We start from the raw sequence: 16033 nt of genomic DNA, 5'->3' as shown, positions 1-16033 counted from the left end.
CTCTGCCGTCTGTGGCTGTGCCTCTTCGACCGCTGTGATCCTTTGCGGACCCTTGTGCGGTCCTTTGCGCCCCCCGAAGCAGCCCCCAGCCTAGGCGGAGATAGCGTGGACGGGCAGTACAGCGAAGGAGTCCACGTCATGGAGCACACCCGGGCCGCCTGGCTCACCGAGGCCGCGAGCGCCGCCGAGCAGCAAGGGGCCGGAAATCTGCTCCGGGTCGTCCTGGTCGTGATGTTCGTGGGCTGTGCGTTCACCGCGTGGTTCCTGCTGCGGGGGTACAAGCGGAAGGACGAGTGAGGGTGGGCGAAGGTTCCCCGCCGTCCCCCAACGGTGGAGTCGGCGTGATCGCCCTCACCGCGCCCGCTTACGATGGGCCGACGTCTTTATCCCGCCCACCGGATAGGTCCTGCCGAAGATGAGCTTCCACAGCACCGCTGCCCAGTTGGTCACCCTCGCCGCAGAGGGCGAGGAGCACGGCGGCAACCACGAGAGCCTCAACCCCCTGGTGACCGGCGGCGCCGCGTTCCTCATCCTGCTGCTCCTGCTGTGGATCACCACCCGTTTCAACCGCGACCGCTGAGGCGCCGGGTGCCCGAAGCAGGGCATTTCGGGCCACCGCCGGCCAGTGTCCTCAGGCCGGGCCGGTAGGGTCTGCACGCATGGGAGAGCAGGACATGCCTACCGGCCCGGGCAACAGCCCGTCGAGCCCCGGCAAGCGCCGCCTGGGCGTCATGGGCGGAACGTTCGACCCGATCCACCACGGGCACCTCGTGGCGGCCAGCGAGGTCGCCGCGCAGTTCCACCTGGACGAGGTGGTGTTCGTACCGACGGGTCAGCCGTGGCAGAAGACCCACCGCAGGGTCTCCCCGGCCGAGGACCGTTATCTGATGACGGTCATCGCGACCGCCGAGAACCCGCAGTTCTCGGTCAGCCGCATCGACATCGACCGCGGCGGCGCGACCTACACCACGGACACCCTGCGCGACCTCAAGGCCCTCAACCCCGACACCGACATCTTCTTCATCACGGGCGCCGACGCCCTCGGCCAGATCCTCACCTGGCGGGACGCCGAAGAGCTGTTCGCCCTCGCGCACTTCATCGGAGTCACCCGGCCCGGCCATACCCTGGCCGACCCCGGGCTGCCCGAAGGCGGCGTCTCGCTCGTCGAGGTCCCCGCCCTCGCCATCTCCTCCACCGACTGCCGGGCGAGAGTCGCCAAGGGCGACCCCGTCTGGTACCTGGTGCCGGACGGAGTCGTGCGTTACATCGACAAGCGCGAGCTGTACCGCGGCGAGTGAGCCGAGAGGGGCACCGGTGAACGACCGATACGACGCGGGCTACGGCGACGACCAGGAGAACCAGTACCAGCTGGTCGGCTACGACGAGTACGGCCGGCCGGTGTACCAGCAGGTCCCGCCGCAACAGGCCCCGCAGCAGCAGTACGACCCCTACGCCCAGCAGGGCTACGGCTACGACCCGTACGCCACGGGAACCCACGACCCGGCCCCTGCCTACGACCCCTACGGCACCGGCGACACCGGTCAGCAGGCGCCCGTGCCGCCCTACGACCCCTACGGCGGCGGGCCCCAGCAGGGCGGCGGACCGGCGTCCGCGTACGACCCCTACGGCCGGGCCGCCGCGAGCGGCCAGCAGCCCCGCGTCGCCGAGCAGACGGCCTACATCCCGCAGCAGGGCGGGCCCGGCGGGGGAGCGCAGACCGGCCACGGCCAGGCTGCGGGAACCCAGGCCGGCCCGGGGCACGCCGCGGGCTCGCAGGGCGGCCAGGGGTACGCTGCCGGCCCGCAGTCCGGGCAGGGGCACATGGCGGGCTCGCAGGTCGGTCAGGGGGCCGCTCCGGGCTCTCGGGCCGGGCAGGGCCACGGTCCCGCGGTGGACGAGGACGCCGCCGGCTCCGGTCGTCCCGGCGGCCGTCCCGGTGCCGAGGGCGCCGACGGTGACGAACGGCAGTACCACACCGCGCAGTTCGCCTTCGTCGAGGAGCCCGACGGCGACTCCGAGGACGTCATCGACTGGCTCAACTTCACCGAGAACCGCACCGAGCGCCGCGAGGAGGCCAAGCGCCGCGCCCGCAGCCGGCTCGTCGCCCTGGTCGTCGTCCTCGCCCTGGTCGCGGTGGGCGGTGTCGGCTACCTCTGGTACGCCGGGAAGCTCCCCGGTCTGTCCGACTCGCCGAGCAAGAAGGGCACCACGATCGCGGCGAGCGCCCAGAACCGCGACGTGATCGTCGTCCATCTGCACAACACCACCAAGGGCGGCACCTCCACCGCGCTGCTCGTCGACAACACCACCACCAAACAGGGCACCACCGTCCTGATCCCCAACTCCCTCAACCTGACGGCCGACGACGGCTCCACGACGACCCTCGCCAAATCGGTCGACGACGACGGCTCCTCCGGGACCGTCGACGCCCTCGACACCGTCCTCGGCACCGACATCGAGGGCACCTGGCGACTGGACACCCCCTATCTGCAGAACCTGGTCGACCTCGTCGGCAACATCGACGTCGACACCAACGCCGCCGTGCCCGACCCGGACGCCAAGAAGAAGGGCCAGGCGCCGCTGGTGAGCAAGGGCAAGGGCCAGACCCTCAGCGGCAAGATGGCCGTCGCCTACGCCACCTACCGTGCCTCGGGCGAGGCCCAGAACGCCCAGCTGGAGCGCTTCGGCCAGGTCCTGCAGGGCGTCCTGCGCAAGCTGTCCTCCGACCCGACGGCAGCGACCACCACCGTGCAGACGCTGGCCCAGATCCTCGACCCCTCCCTGACCGACAAGGACCTCGGCACCTTCCTCGCCAAGCTCGCCGACCTCGCCAAGGGCGGCGACTACAAGACCGCGCTGCTGCCGGTCCAGCAGGACGGCACCCTGAGCGCGGCGGCCAGCGCGAGCGTGGTCAAGGACGTCCTCGGCGGCAAGGCGAAGAGCCCCGACAAGGACGCGGCCGTGAGCGTCTCGGTGCAGAACGCCACCGGCACCCGGGACAACACCGAGAAGGCGCGTGTCGTCCTCCTCAACGGCGGCTTCACCTTCATCGACGGCGGCACGCCCTCCTCGTCCCGGGCCACCTCCAAGGTCCTCTACGCCGACGCCGCCGACAAGGCGAACGCCACCGAGGTCGCCAAGACCCTGGGCCTGCCCACCAGCGCCGTCGCCAAGGGCACGATCTCGTCGAGCGCGAACGTCTCCGTGGTCCTCGGCCAGGACTACAAGCCGGACTCCTCGTCCTAGGCCCGACTCCGGGCCCGAGGCGCCACCCCGCGTGATCTCCGCCATCACGTGGGGTGCCGTCGGTCGTCCGTGAGACCCTTGGTGTCAAGTGACCGCCGACCGAAAGCCTTGTAGTGACCGCCACTGACCGTTCCCTCGAGCTCGTCAACACCGCCGCGCAGGCGGCCGCCGACAAGCTCGCCCACGACGTGATCGCCTATGACGTCAGCGACGTCCTCTCGATCACCGACGCCTTCCTGCTGGCGTCCGCGCCCAACGACCGCCAGGTCAAGTCCATCGTCGACGAGATCGAGGAGCGCCTCTCGAAGGAGCTCGGCGCCAAGCCGGTGCGCCGCGAGGGCGACCGCGAGGCCCGCTGGGTCCTGCTCGACTACGTGGACATCGTCGTCCATGTCCAGCACAGCGAGGAGCGGGTCTTCTACGCCCTGGAGCGGCTGTGGAAGGACTGCCCCGAGCTGGAGCTGCCGGCCGACGCCAAGGCGACCCGCGGCAAGGGCGAGGAGCACGCCAAGCTCCGGGCCGAGGAGGACGACACCGAGTTCGGGGAGCCGCGGTGACCGCTGCCGCCGACCGCAAGGGCCGGGGCCGCCGCGTCATCCTGTGGCGGCACGGCCAGACCTCCTGGAACGTGGAGCGCCGCTTCCAGGGCACCACCGACGTCGAGCTCACCGAGACCGGTGTCGGCCAGGCGCGCCGCGCCGCCCGGCTGCTGGCCTCCCTCCAGCCCGACGCGATCGTCGCCTCCGACCTGCGGCGGGCCGCGAACACCGCCGCCGAGCTCGCCGCGCTCACCGGCCTGGACGTGGCCCACGACGAGGGTCTGCGCGAGACCTACGCGGGCGTCTGGCAGGGGCTGACGCACGAGGAGATCATCGCCCGGCACGGCGAGGAGTACGCCGCGTGGAAGCGCGGTGAGCCGGTGCGCCGCGGGGGCGGTGAACTGGAGACCGAGGTGGCCGACCGCGCCGCCCCTGTCGTGCTCCGGCACACCGAGAAGCTCCCCGAGGACGGCACGCTCGTCGTGGTCAGCCACGGCGGCACGATCCGCACCACCATCGGCCGGCTGCTCGGCCTGGACGCCCGTCACTGGGAGAGCCTCGGCGGCCTCTCCAACTGCTGCTGGTCCGTCCTCGGCCAAGGCGCCCGCGGCTGGCGCCTCCTGGAACACAACGCCGGCACCCTCCCCGAGCCGGTGCTCGGCGACGACGACTGAGGGCTCCGGACCGGATTTCACTTTCCGGCAGGTCGCAGGCTAAAGTTCTTCTTGTTCGCCCGCCGAGCGGGAAGAACGCAAGGGGCTATAGCTCAGTTGGTAGAGCGCCTGCATGGCATGCAGGAGGTCAGGAGTTCAATTCTCCTTAGCTCCACAGACCGACACTCTGTTGAGTTGTCAAAGATCGGTTGATGAGGATCCCGTCTCCCTCAGGAGGCGGGATTTTTCACGTGTCTCCGCGTCCTCCGGTGTGTAGACCACGATCCGGCACTCGGGCATCCCGTCGATCGACAGCGACTGGGACGTCATCCGCAGTTCGCCCACGGCCTTGTGACGGAACGTCTTGACCCGTGGCCCGGGCTGGACCACCTCTCCGCTCGCCCACAGCTCGGCGAAATAAGGGCTGGCCGCCGCCAGCGCGGATATGAACCCCTCCCAGGCCGGCTCGCCCACATGTCTGCCGTACGAGGACCGAAGTGTCGCCACCATGACGGGCAGCTCGCGCTCCCGGAACATCAGCGGGCAGGCCTCGTCGGACACCGTGAACAGCGTCCACAGCGCGTTCGCCACCCCGATGTCGACGATCTCCGGGATCATGAACAGGTCCCGGTAGCCCGGGTTGGTGGCCAGGATGTCGTAGCGCGAGTTGTAGACGACCGCCGGGAGCGGGTCGAGGGCGTCGATGATGCCCTGCACCTCCGGGCCCGTCGACCGCGTCAGTCCCTCGGGGTCCGGGGCGAACGGCACCTGTGCCAGGCGGTACAGATGCTCCCGCTCCGGCGGGTCGAGCCGCAGGGTGCGGGCCACGGCGTCCAGGACCTGCGGGGAGGCGTTGATCGGCCGGCCCTGCTCCAGCCATGTGTACCAGGTCACCCCGACGCCGGAGAGCTGGGCGACCTCCTCGCGGCGCAGTCCCGGCGTACGCCGCCTCAGGCCCGGCGGCATGCCCACGTCGGCCGGCGTCACCCGGGCCCGCCTGCTGCGCAGGAACGAGGCCAGCTCGGGCCGTCGTCGCTGTGTCGTCCTCATCGTCGCGTCCCCCATCGCCACGTCCCCCGTCACGACCATCCTCGGTGCCGCGCCCGGCGCTTGCCAGGTGCTGGCACTACCAGCATCAGCGGGCTCTCGGCACCCGTACCGGGATGTCCTCAGGCTCGACGGCATGAAGACAACGCCCCGGACGGGATCCCGTCCCGCACCCGTTCTTCCCACTGCCAAAAGTGAAGCACCCGCCACTGACAACCGGCCCCGGCCGCTGCTCGCGCTGGTGCTCGCCGCCCAGTTCATGGCGCTGCTCGACGTGTTCATCGTCAACGTCGCGGCCCCCACGATCGGTACGGAACTCGACGCATCGGGCTCCCAGCTCCAGCTGGTCATCGCCGGATACGCCATCACGTACTCGGTACTGCTGATCACCGGCGCCCGGCTCGGCGAACGGTTCGGCCACGGCCGGGTCCACCTGTGCGGACTCGCCCTGTTCACGTCGGCCTCGCTCGCCTGCGGACTCGCGCAGGGCGCCACCGAACTGATCGTCTTCCGGCTGGTGCAGGGCGCCGGTTCGGCGGTGATGATCCCGCAGGTGCTCAGTCTGATCCAGCGCAACTTCACCGGCGAGGCCCGGATGAAGGCGCTGGGCGCCTACTCGGCGGTCCTCGCGGTCGGCGCCGCCGCCGGGCAGGTCGTCGGGGGAGTCCTGGTGAGTGCCGACCTGTTCGGTACGAGCTGGCGGCCGGTGTTCCTCGTGAACGTACCCGTGGGCCTCGTCCTGCTGGCCGCGGGCACACGTGTCCTGCTGCCCGGGGACCGTGGCACACCGCGGGACCGCACCCGCGGCCTCGACCTGCCCGGCCTGGTGCTGCTCGCGGCCGCCGTGTCGCTGTGCACGGTGCCGCTGGTGCTCGGGCAGGAGGAGGACTGGCCCCTGTGGTCCTGGCTCTCCATGGCCGCCGCCGTGATCCTGTTCACCGTCTTCTGCGGCTACGAGTCCCGGCTGGCGGGGCGCGGCGGTGCCCCGCTGATCACGCCGAGCGTGCTGCGCCATCCCGGCATGGGGCTCGCCGTCTTCCGGATCATGGCGGTCATGGCCGTCAACGGCGGCTTCCTCTTCGCCCTCACCCTGTACGTCCAGGGCGGCCTCGGCTACAGCCCGCTGCGGGCCGGGCTCTCCTTCGCGCCGACCGCGGTGATCTTCGGGATCGTCGGACTGACCTGGCGTCACTGGCCCGCGTCCTGGCGGCGACTGCTCACGCCCGCCGGGTTCCTGATCACCGCGGCGGCCGCACTCGGCGTGGGGCTGGCGCTGAGGGACGGCGGTGACGGCGGCGTCGCCCTGTACGCCGCGTACGCCGGCGTGGGCGTGGGGCTCGCGCTCGCCTTCAGCCCCACGCTCACCGGGGCCCTTGCCACCGTGCCGCCCCGGCACGCGGCGGACGCCAGCGGTCTGCTCGCCACGGTCACCCAGCTCGGCCAGCTCATCGGCGTCGCGGGCTTCGGCACACTGTTCTTGAACCGACTTGAGTCACTCGGCCCCTCTGGGGCGTATACCTCTGCGGAGGCGCTTTTGGCGTGCATGTTCGCGCTGGCCGGGACCGCCGCGGTGGGCGCCGTGTCCGGACTGGTACTCAGGCGTCGCTGACCGTATTGGTCCGGCCGTGGCAGAATCAAACGGCCGGAAGGGGGCGCGGCCCGACGGGAGGGAGTAGTGATGCCTGCGAGCATCCTCGTGGAGGTCGGCCACCTCCGCGAAGCGGCGTCGACAAGGGACACGACGGTCCGCCTCATCTGCCCTTCCTGCGGTTCCGTCCATGTGGCGCAAGTACTCGGCGACAACGGCGGGATCTCCTACGTGTGCACGGCCTGCGGCCACAGCTGGAGCTGATCGATGGGTGCACACAGGCGAAAATGCGACTGGTGCGGCAGTGGGACGCCGATCGTGCGGGACATGGAGCCGGTCAATCCCGACTACCAGTACTGGTGCGAGGAGTGCGCGCGGGCGCTGATCATAAAAGGCGACCCCATCGAGACGTACCGTGAGCTGGAGGGCGAGCCGATCTACGGTCGTCTCCTCGAGGAGCACTGCACGCTCAAACGGTTCTACTCGTTCGTCACTGCTTGAGCCGCGAAACGATTTGGTGTTCCACCCGGGAGACCGTGTAATGTTGGCTCCGCCGCCGGGGAAACCGGGCGGAACACCAAGCAAGGGGCTATAGCTCAGTTGGTAGAGCACCTGCATGGCATGCAGGGGGTCAGGAGTTCAAATCTCCTTAGCTCCACAGAAAGATCCCGCCGGGTCATCTTGATCCGGCGGGATTCTCTTGTTTTAAGAGGCAGTTGCGACTGAGGGGGCCACCCGGATCGGGTGGCCCCCTCAGTCGTCTGCTGTCTGCCTCAGCGGCCCAGCGCACGCCTTCCGCGGCCCTGGGACAGGACCGGCAGGTTGCGGGAGGGGCCCTTGTCCCGGGCGGTCTCCTCCTCGAGGCGCAGCGCGAGCGCGGGGCAGCGACGCACCGCGCGTAGAGCCTTCGCCTCGGCGTAACGCGGTACCTGCGCCTGGGCGACGGTCGGGAAGCCGTCGGCGCCGAGTTCGAAGACCTCGGGGAGGATGTCGGCGCACAGGCCGTGACCCCGGCACAGCGTCCAGTCGACGTAGATCTTCTGACGGCTGGGGCCGTTCTCCTCGGCCTCGCCGCCGCCCGGGATGCCCGTCGGCATCTTTCCGCCCTCGAAGAGCGGCAGAACGCCCTCCACGGGCCGTCCGCAGCCGTTGCCGAGGACATGGGCGGCCAGGTCGTCCGTGAACGCCTTGATGGTCGACTCAAGGAACATCGCGGAGCCGTCCGGGTGCGAGCACGCGCCGCGCCGCTTCACGTTCTTGGCGACCTGCTTGAGCGCCTCCAGGGCGGCCGGGCCGCCGCCGTTGAGGATGTCCTCCATGCCGCGCGCGGCGGCCGGCAGACCGAGGTAGCAGGGGCCGCACTGGCCCGCGCTCTCCTCGGCCAGCCACTGCGCCACCCGCAGCGACTCGCCCAGCGGGCAGGTCTCCTGGGTGATGGGCAGGATCGCTCCCGCACCGAGCGCGCCGCCCACGGCGTCCAGGGAGTTGCGGGAGACGATCGCCTCGTTGACCGTCGCCGCGTCGATCCACTTGCCGTGGTAGCCGCCGGTCAGCACGCCCTGCGGGACCGGCGGGGCGCCGGCCAACTGCAGGACGTAGCGCAGCGGTACGCCCGTGGGGACCTCGATCACCATGGGGCGCGCGACGGCGCCGGAGACCGTGAGCATGACGGTGCCCGGCTCGTCGTACAGGCCGGTGTTGCCGTAGCGCTCGGGGCCGATCCGGGCGGCGATCGCCAGCTGCGCGAACGTCTCGGCGTTCGACAGGAGGGTCGGTGCGCCGCCGACGCCGTTCTGCGAGGCGCTGACCTTGCGGCCGGGCGGGATGGCCGGGCCGCCGTCGATCGAGCGGATCAGCGACGCGGCCGCTCCGGTGACCATGCGGACGGGATTGCGTTGCACGCGTGCGCGTAGAGCCGACCTGCGGCCGTTGCTCAGGCCGCGTTCGGCGAGGGCGGCCTCCATGGACCGCTGTGTGGACTCCCGGGTGACCCCCACCACGAGCGTGCGGGCACCCAGGGCTTCGGCGGCCAGGAGGGCGCCGTCCAGGATGAGGTGCGGGGCACGGTTGATGAGCACCGTGTCCTTGCGGCAGGCAGGTTCGTCCTCGCTGCCGTTCACGACGACGACCGGCCGGACGCCGCGCTTGATCGCCGCTTCGGCGACCGAACGCAGCTTCTTGTGGAAGGGGAAGCCGGCGCCGCCGCGTCCCTTCAGGTTGATGGCTTCGGAGAGCTTCGCGAGTTGCTCCCCGCCCATGGGTTCGAGCGGCCCGTGCACCTTCAGGTGCATGGGCAGGTCAAGTCGTTCGACAAGGTCGAAGCCCGACGTGAGCTGGGGAAGGCCGACCACGCGGACTTCTGGTACGTCGGGCAGGGCCTCGTTCACCTATAGCCTCCGGAAGGCGTGTTCCAAGGTTCGCCCGGACCCGGTGAGTCGAAGTCGTACGACTGACCGGGCGTTGGATCACTGGCGGGACCGCTGTTGTACGTGTCAGTAGGGTTGTACGTGCCGTAAAGGGTGTTCGTCTCACCGGTGTCGCGCACATCACCTGACAGATAGCTGGCCGTGCCCGTATTGCTGCCATATGTAGGGATGTTGTAACCCGTGTCCTGGAGCGGGTCGTAGGCGGAGGGGGGTGCTTCGCCGACCGGCGGCGGGGACGGGACCGGCCAGCTGCCGGAGGTGCTGCCGCCGGTGTCCGCGCGCGGAATGGGATCGGTGGCGGCCTGCATGTCCATCAGGTCCATGCGCGCTGTCTGGGCGGTGTCGTAGGGCTGCTGTGCGCCCGGCGACACCGCGCGGTACGCGGCGGCGAATCCGTTGCCCGCGGGCTCCGGGGCCGGGGTCTGGTAGATGGGGTTGGCGCCGGTCTGGCTGAGGCCCTCGTAGCCGGGCAGGGCGGACTCCGAGCGCCGTCCTGCGGACTCGGGTGCCCTGCGGCTCTCGCGGCCCGGGGCGGCGCTCTCAGCGGCCCTCCTGGCCCGGCTGGCCTCCAGCTCCTCGCGGCCCGGTCGCTCCTCCGCGCCGAGGAGCATGGCGACCCGGTCGGTGACCTTGCGCTTGAACGGGCGCGGGGCCGCGCGCAGGGCGAGGGCCGCGATGACGCCGAGCACGCAGAGCGCGTACATGTACGTGAAGATCGGGGCCTTCACTGCGCGCCCCGCGTACAGGCCGTGGATCAGTCCGGCGCACCAGGCCGGGTAGGCCAGCATGTGCATCGCCCGCCAGCGGGCCGCGACCGGGGCCGGGGAGGCGAACCTGTTGCGCAGGGCGCCGGTGATGCCGACGAAGATCATGAGCTGGCCGGCCAGCGTGCCGAGGCCTATGAGGCCTCCGCTGCTGCTGAAGCCGAGCCCGAACGGGATGAACGCGGCGATCCACGTCGTGTGCTCGAGGGTGAGTTTGATCCCGATGTGCAGCAGAAGGAACGCGATCGAGCCCACCGCGGTGATCCGGTGCACTCCCTGGGCGACGATCCGCTGCCGGGTGTTGAGGATCAGCCGGTCCTGGGCGACGAGCCCCCAGATCACGGAGCATGTGAGGAGGACAAGCGTCACCACGCCGGCCCCGAAGTTGAGGAAGTCCTGGAGCCAGACACCTCCGTACACCACGACCAGAGGGATGGCCAGCAGGAAGACGGCCGTCGCCACCCCGTAGGCCGACCGGCCCGTCCTGGGGAGCGTGTTGTTACTACTGCGAGGGTTCATGGGGGCAACTCCGAGCGGTTCGGGAAGGCGGTCCCGCTGCCGCACTCTAAGTGGCGCCATACCGGTGGGTACGACGTTTGAGTTATTGCGTTGTTATCAAACGGCCGCGGGGCTGTTGTGATGCCCCTTAGTGGCCGTTACGCGAAGTAACCTTTGACCTTTATTCAGTTCCTGTCGGGGTAGAACGGTGCGCTCGACTGCGGCGGCGAGTGCGGCACCCGGTGCCGAAGAGGCATACGTAAGTCCGTCGCCGCTTGCTCAACGGCTGCGGTACTCTGACGCCATGCGTGCCGTACGCCTTCTGCTTAGCGAGCCGCGCTGATCAGTCCCGACCACCGGTGAAGACGTGGTCGGAATCGGCGCGGCGTCCCCTCCTGTGCGAGGGGATTTTTCGTTTCCGGACGACACAGCCGCTGGCAGAGACGATCGATGGAGCTTTGAGGACATGAGCGAGACGAACCCCGCTGCCCCCGCCGAGGTGGCCGCGCCGCACCGCTACACGGCCGCCGTCGCGGCCGAGATCGAGGCACGCTGGCAGGACTTCTGGGACGCCGACGGCACCTATGCGGCGCCCAACCCCAAGGGTGACCTGGCGGGCGACCCGGAGCTGGTCGCCAAGCCCAAGAAGTTCGTCATGGACATGTTCCCGTACCCCTCGGGTGCCGGCCTGCACGTCGGCCACCCGCTGGGCTACATCGCCACCGACGTCTTCGCCCGATTCCAGCGGATGACCGGCCACAACGTCCTGCACACCCTGGGCTTCGACGCTTTCGGCCTGCCCGCCGAGCAGCACGCCGTGCAGACCGGCGAGCACCCCAGGGTCACCACCGAGGCCGCCATCAGCAACATGAAGTCCCAGCTGCGCCGGCTGGGCCTGGGCCACGACAAGCGCCGGTCGTTCGCCACGATCGACCCGGACTACTACAAGTGGACCCAGTGGATCTTCGTCCAGATCTTCAACTCCTGGTACGACGACGAGGCGAAGAAGGCCCGCCCGATCTCCGAGCTGGTCGCGCTGTTCGAGTCGGGTGAGCGCGCGGTTCCCGGCGGCCGTCCCTGGGACGCCCTGTCCGCCACCGAGCGCGCCGACGTCCTGGGCGAGTACCGCCTGGCGTACGCCTCCGACGCCCCGGTCAACTGGTGCCCGGGCCTGGGCACCGTGCTGGCCAACGAGGAGGTCACCGCCGACGGCCGCTCCGAGCGCGGCAACTTCCCGGTCTTCAAGGCCAAGCTGCGCCAGTGGAACATGCGGATCACGGCCTACGCCGACCGCCTGCTGGACGACCTGAACGAGCTGGACTGGCCCGAGGCCATCAAGCTGCAGCAGCGCAACTGGATCGGCCGCTCCGAGGGCGCCCGCGTCGACTTCCCCGTCGACGGCGAGGCGATCACGGTCTTCACCACGCGCCAGGACACCCTGTTCGGCGCGACCTACATGGTGCTGGCCCCCGAGCACCCGCTGGTCGAGAAGTTCACCCCGGCCACCTGGCCCGAGGGCACGCACGACGTGTGGACCGGCGGACACGCCACCCCGGCCGAGGCCGTCGCCGCCTACCGCGCGCAGGCCGCCTCCAAGTCGGACGTCGAGCGCCAGGCCGAGGCCAAGGACAAGACCGGCGTCTTCACCGGCGTGTTCGCGACCAACCCGGTCAACGGCGAGCAGATCCCTGTCTTCATCGCCGACTACGTCCTGATGGGCTACGGCACCGGCGCGATCATGGCCGTACCGGCGCACGACACGCGTGACTTCGCCTTCGCGCGCGCCTTCGAGCTGCCGATCCGCTGCGTGGTCGAGCCGAGTGACGGCCGGGGCACGGACACCTCGACGTGGGACGACGCCTTCGTCTCCTACGACGCCAAGATCGTGAACTCGCACGGCGCGGACGTCTCCCTGGACGGACTGGGCGTGGCCGAGGCCAAGGCGCGCATCACCGAGTGGCTGCAGAGCAAGGGCATCGGCGAGGGCACCGTCAACTTCCGGCTGCGCGACTGGCTGTTCAGCCGTCAGCGCTACTGGGGCGAGCCCTTCCCGATCGTCTACGACGAGGACGGCATCGCCCACTCGCTGCCCGAGTCGATGCTGCCGCTGGAACTGCCCGAGGTCGAGGACTACTCGCCGCGCACCTTCGACCCGGACGACGCGGACACCTCCCCGGAGACCCCGCTGTCCCGCAACCAGGACTGGGTCGACGTCACCCTGGACCTGGGCGACGGACGCGGTCCCCGCCCGTACCGCCGCGAGACCAACACCATGCCCAACTGGGCCGGTTCCTGCTGGTACGAACTGCGCTACCTGGACCCGCACAACAGCGAGAAGCTGGTCGACCCCGAGATCGAGCAGTACTGGATGGGCCCCCGCGCGGGACAGCCGCACGGCGGTGTCGACCTGTACGTCGGCGGCGCCGAGCACGCCGTGCTGCACCTGCTGTACGCGCGCTTCTGGTCCAAGGTCCTGTTCGACCTGGGGCACATCTCGTCGCCCGAGCCGTTCCACAAGCTGTTCAACCAGGGCATGATCCAGGCCTTCGTCTACCGCGACAGCCGTGGCTTCCCGGTGCCGGCCGCCGAGATCGAGGAGCGCGACGGCCAGTTCTTCCACGCAGGGGAGCCCGTCAAGCGCGAGCTGGGCAAGATGGGCAAGTCCCTGAAGAACGCCGTCACCCCCGAGGCGATCTGCGAGGAGTACGGTGCCGACACCCTGCGCCTGTACGAGATGGCGATGGGCCCGCTGGACGTCTCGCGTCCCTGGGACACGCGCGCGGTGGTCGGCCAGTACCGGCTGCTGCAGCGGCTGTGGCGCAACATCGTCGACGAGGCCACCGGCGAGGTGACCGTCGTCGACGCCGAGCCCGACGAGGCCACGCTGCGCGCCCTGCACAAGGCGATCGACGGGGTGCGCCACGACCTGGAGGGCCTGCGCTTCAACACCGCCATCGCCAAGGTCACGGAGCTGAACAACCACCTGACCAAGACGGGCGGCGCGATCGCCCGCCCGGTCGCCGAGGCGCTGGTCCTGCTGATCGCCCCGCTGGCCCCGCACATCGCCGAGGAGCTGTGGCGCAAGCTGGGCCACACCGACTCGGTCGTCCACCAGGACTTCCCGGTCGCCGACCCGCAGTACGTCGTGGACGAGACCGTGACCTGCGTGGTCCAGGTCAAGGGCAAGGTCAAGGCCCGCCTGGAGGTCTCGCCGGCCATCTCCGACGACGAGCTGGAGAAGGTCGCGCTGGCCGACGAGAAGGTCGTCGCGGCGCTGGGCGGGGCGGGCATCCGCAAGGTGATCGTGCGAGCGCCGAAGCTGGTGAACATCGTTCCGGCGTAGTGCCTGTCCGGCGCCAGGCGCCGGGTTTCGCCTCGGGCCCCTAGGGGTTGCGTGCGGGCAGGTTCGGGGTTCCTCCGGAACTCAGAGCCTGCCCGTGGCGTTTACCTTTGAAGAGCGGCGCGGCGCGTGCCGTGCCGGTCGGAGGAGGAGCGTTGTGGAAGCAGTGATCGCGATCGTGGCCCTGCTTTTCGTGCTCTTCGTGGTGCTCGGCGCCTATGCGACGGTGAAGGTGGTCGGCGCCGCCAAGCGCGGTGTGGACCGCACCATCACCCAGGCCCGGCGCACGGTCGAGGACCACACCCTGCGCGCCAAGTCCTTCGCCCAGCTCGGCCCGGCGGGCGAACTGGCCCAGCTGCGGCTGAAGCTGCGCACCTCGATGCGGGCCACCCAGGACGCGCTGCACGCGGGCGCGGCCGAGGACCAGTCCCTCAAGGAGTCCCTCGGCCTCTTCCAGCGCCTCAGCGCCCACGGCCACGAACTGGACGGCGAGCTCAAGCGCCTGGAGTCCGAGCCCGACCGGGCGAAGCTCGCCGAGCGCCTGCCGGGCCTGCGGGAGCGCACCGAGCGCATCACGGAGTCGGCCGACTCCCTGCGCTGGGCGGCACGCGACCGTGCCCGCCGCTTCGCCGACGACGACCTGGACACACTGAGCGCGCAGATCGACGTCGAGTCAGGTGCCCTGCGGCACTGGACCAAGACCGAGCCCACCGCGACACCGCCTCCCTGGCCGGAGGCACCCGCCGCCGACGCCAGTCCCGAGCAGCAGACCTGGCCCGAGACGCCCCGCTCAGGGACCGCCGACGAGCCGACGCGGCCCGCAATCACCCCGCCGGGCCCTCGCCCCACCTACCCCTGGCAGAAGAAACCCCGTCCCGAGAGCACGACTTGATCCGCACACGGCGGCCCCGGGTGACAGGGGCCGGGATGCCACCCGGACGCTACGGCAGGTAACCTCCAGCTCATGTCCCGCCATGTCGCGATCGTCACGGATTCAACGGCCTACCTGCCGCAGGGGACGATGGAGCGGCACGGCATCACAGCGGTACCCCTGACCGTGGTCCTGGGTGACCGCGCGCTCGAAGAGGGCACCGAGATCACGGCCCGTTCGCTGGCCCAGGCGCTCCAGAAGCGACGCCCCGTCACCACCTCGCGACCCAGCCCCCAGGCCTTCGCCGAGCACTACCGCAAGGTGGCCGAGTCCGGTGCGACCGGCATTGTGTCGCTTCATCTGTCCGCCGAGCTCTCCGGCACCTACGACGCGGCGGTCGTGGCGGCGCGTGAGGCACCGGTGCCGGTGCGCGTGGTCGACACCGGCATGATCGCCATGGCTCTCGGGTTCTGCGCGCTCGCCGCCGCCGAGGCCGCGGAGTCGGGCGGCACCGTGGACGAGGCGGTCACGGCCGCGGAGAAGCGGGCCGCGGGCACCTCCGCCTACTTCTACGTCGACACCCTCGACTATCTGCGCCGCGGTGGCCGGATCGGGGCCGCGCAGGCGCTTCTCGGTTCCGCGCTGGCCGTCAAGCCGCTGCTGAAGCTCGACGGCGGGCGGATCGAGCCCCTGGAGAAGGTGCGGACGGCGTCCAGGGCCATCGCCCGCCTGGAGGAGATCGCGGCCGACCGGGCCGGCAGCGCGCCGGTCGACATCGCGGTGCATCATCTGGCGGCCCACGACCGGGCGTCGGCCCTCGCGGACCGGCTGCGGGCGCGGGTGACGGGACTTGTCGACCTGCACGTGAGCGAGGTCGGGGCGGTGATCGGGGCGCACACGGGGCCCGGGTTGCTGGGGGTCGTGGTCTCGCCCCGGTGACGGGGTGTGAGGTGTGGCCGGGCTCGGCTGGGCTGGACCCCGGCCGGGCCTGTGGGTCGCAGGGGTGCGTTCTGCACTCGTCCGGGTGACGGGTTTTTCCACAACCGGTGGGTAATCCACGG

At 70.4% G+C, this 16033-nt stretch carries 15 protein-coding genes and 2 tRNA genes; 14 read left to right on the top strand and 3 right to left on the bottom strand.

The genetic code is table 11. From position 1 onward, the window contains the following. Positions 1–138: 138 nt before the first annotated feature. The 7 genes from IOD14_RS36950 (at position 139) to IOD14_RS36920 (ending at position 4613) form a co-directional block, all read left to right on the top strand. Positions 139–297: a hypothetical protein gene (locus tag IOD14_RS36950; RefSeq protein WP_086723901.1), complete on the top strand. Its 159-nt coding sequence runs from the start codon at positions 139–141 to the stop codon at positions 295–297. A 118-nt stretch (positions 298–415) separates the two neighbouring features. Beyond that, positions 416–580 (top strand): hypothetical protein, encoded by a 165-nt coding sequence (locus IOD14_RS36945; RefSeq protein WP_174269132.1) that lies wholly within the window; start codon positions 416–418, stop codon positions 578–580. Between the two features lie 79 nt (positions 581–659). Next, positions 660–1298, top strand: coding sequence for a nicotinate-nucleotide adenylyltransferase (gene nadD, locus IOD14_RS36940; RefSeq protein WP_123989175.1), 639 nt, complete (start codon positions 660–662; stop codon positions 1296–1298). 16 nt (positions 1299–1314) lie between these two features. Further along, positions 1315–3246, top strand: coding sequence for an LCP family protein (locus IOD14_RS36935; protein ID WP_212672570.1), 1932 nt, complete (start codon positions 1315–1317; stop codon positions 3244–3246). A gap of 113 nt (positions 3247–3359) precedes the next feature. After that, positions 3360–3803: a ribosome silencing factor gene (gene rsfS / locus IOD14_RS36930; protein WP_123989173.1), complete on the top strand. Its 444-nt coding sequence runs from the start codon at positions 3360–3362 to the stop codon at positions 3801–3803. Beyond that, the gene (locus IOD14_RS36925) at positions 3800–4459 is read left to right on the top strand and encodes a histidine phosphatase family protein (RefSeq protein ID WP_212672569.1); all 660 of its coding nucleotides are present in this window, start codon (positions 3800–3802) and stop codon (positions 4457–4459) included. The genes rsfS and IOD14_RS36925 overlap by 4 nt, the downstream gene beginning before the upstream one ends. 81 nt (positions 4460–4540) lie before the next feature. Continuing rightward, positions 4541–4613, top strand: a tRNA-Ala gene (locus tag IOD14_RS36920). A 23-nt stretch (positions 4614–4636) separates the two neighbouring features. On the opposite strand, the gene IOD14_RS36915 is transcribed toward IOD14_RS36920, so the two are convergent. Further along, a complete protein-coding gene (locus IOD14_RS36915) occupies positions 4637–5488 on the bottom strand; it encodes a helix-turn-helix transcriptional regulator (RefSeq protein ID WP_212673478.1) in 852 nt (283 codons plus the stop codon). A gap of 238 nt (positions 5489–5726) precedes the next feature. Between IOD14_RS36915 and IOD14_RS36910 the strand changes: the two genes are divergently transcribed. The 4 genes from IOD14_RS36910 (at position 5727) to IOD14_RS36895 (ending at position 7731) form a co-directional block, all read left to right on the top strand. After that, complete coding sequence (locus tag IOD14_RS36910; RefSeq protein ID WP_282959534.1) at positions 5727–7094, top strand: MFS transporter; 1368 nt, start codon at positions 5727–5729, stop codon at positions 7092–7094. A gap of 69 nt (positions 7095–7163) precedes the next feature. Next, entirely contained in the window at positions 7164–7337 is a 174-nt protein-coding gene (locus IOD14_RS36905; protein WP_106409891.1) for a hypothetical protein, read from the top strand. 3 nt (positions 7338–7340) lie between these two features. Beyond that, positions 7341–7574 carry a hypothetical protein gene (locus IOD14_RS36900; protein ID WP_003976229.1) on the top strand — a complete coding sequence of 78 codons (234 nt, stop codon included), beginning with the start codon at positions 7341–7343 and terminating at the stop codon, positions 7572–7574. An 84-nt stretch (positions 7575–7658) separates the two neighbouring features. Next, a tRNA-Ala gene (locus tag IOD14_RS36895) sits at positions 7659–7731 on the top strand. Positions 7732–7846: 115 nt separating this feature from the next. Here the strand turns inward: IOD14_RS36895 and IOD14_RS36890 are convergent. Together IOD14_RS36890 and IOD14_RS36885 are read right to left on the bottom strand one after the other, a co-directional pair. Continuing rightward, positions 7847–9460, bottom strand: a complete 1614-nt coding sequence (locus IOD14_RS36890; protein ID WP_123989170.1) for an NADH-quinone oxidoreductase subunit NuoF family protein — start codon at positions 9458–9460, stop codon at positions 7847–7849. Then, positions 9457–10782, bottom strand: a complete 1326-nt coding sequence (locus tag IOD14_RS36885; RefSeq protein ID WP_249126162.1) for a cytochrome b/b6 domain-containing protein — start codon at positions 10780–10782, stop codon at positions 9457–9459. Before IOD14_RS36885 ends, IOD14_RS36890 begins: the two co-directional genes overlap by 4 nt. Before the next feature lie 445 nt (positions 10783–11227). On the opposite strand from IOD14_RS36885, the gene leuS reads away from it, so the two are divergent. From leuS to IOD14_RS36870, 3 genes are all read left to right on the top strand, one after another. Then, positions 11228–14104: a leucine--tRNA ligase gene (gene leuS / locus IOD14_RS36880; protein ID WP_123989169.1), complete on the top strand. Its 2877-nt coding sequence runs from the start codon at positions 11228–11230 to the stop codon at positions 14102–14104. A gap of 154 nt (positions 14105–14258) precedes the next feature. Continuing rightward, positions 14259–14993 (top strand): hypothetical protein, encoded by a 735-nt coding sequence (locus tag IOD14_RS36875; RefSeq protein WP_123989168.1) that lies wholly within the window; start codon positions 14259–14261, stop codon positions 14991–14993. Between the two features lie 72 nt (positions 14994–15065). Then, the gene (locus IOD14_RS36870; RefSeq protein WP_123989167.1) at positions 15066–15911 is read left to right on the top strand and encodes a DegV family protein; all 846 of its coding nucleotides are present in this window, start codon (positions 15066–15068) and stop codon (positions 15909–15911) included. Positions 15912–16033 lie beyond the last annotated feature (122 nt).

This window comes from Streptomyces sp. A2-16 (genome assembly GCF_018128905.1).
Taxonomy (GTDB): Bacteria; Actinomycetota; Actinomycetes; order Streptomycetales; family Streptomycetaceae; genus Streptomyces.
This window is presented reverse-complemented; position numbering and strand designations above follow the sequence as displayed.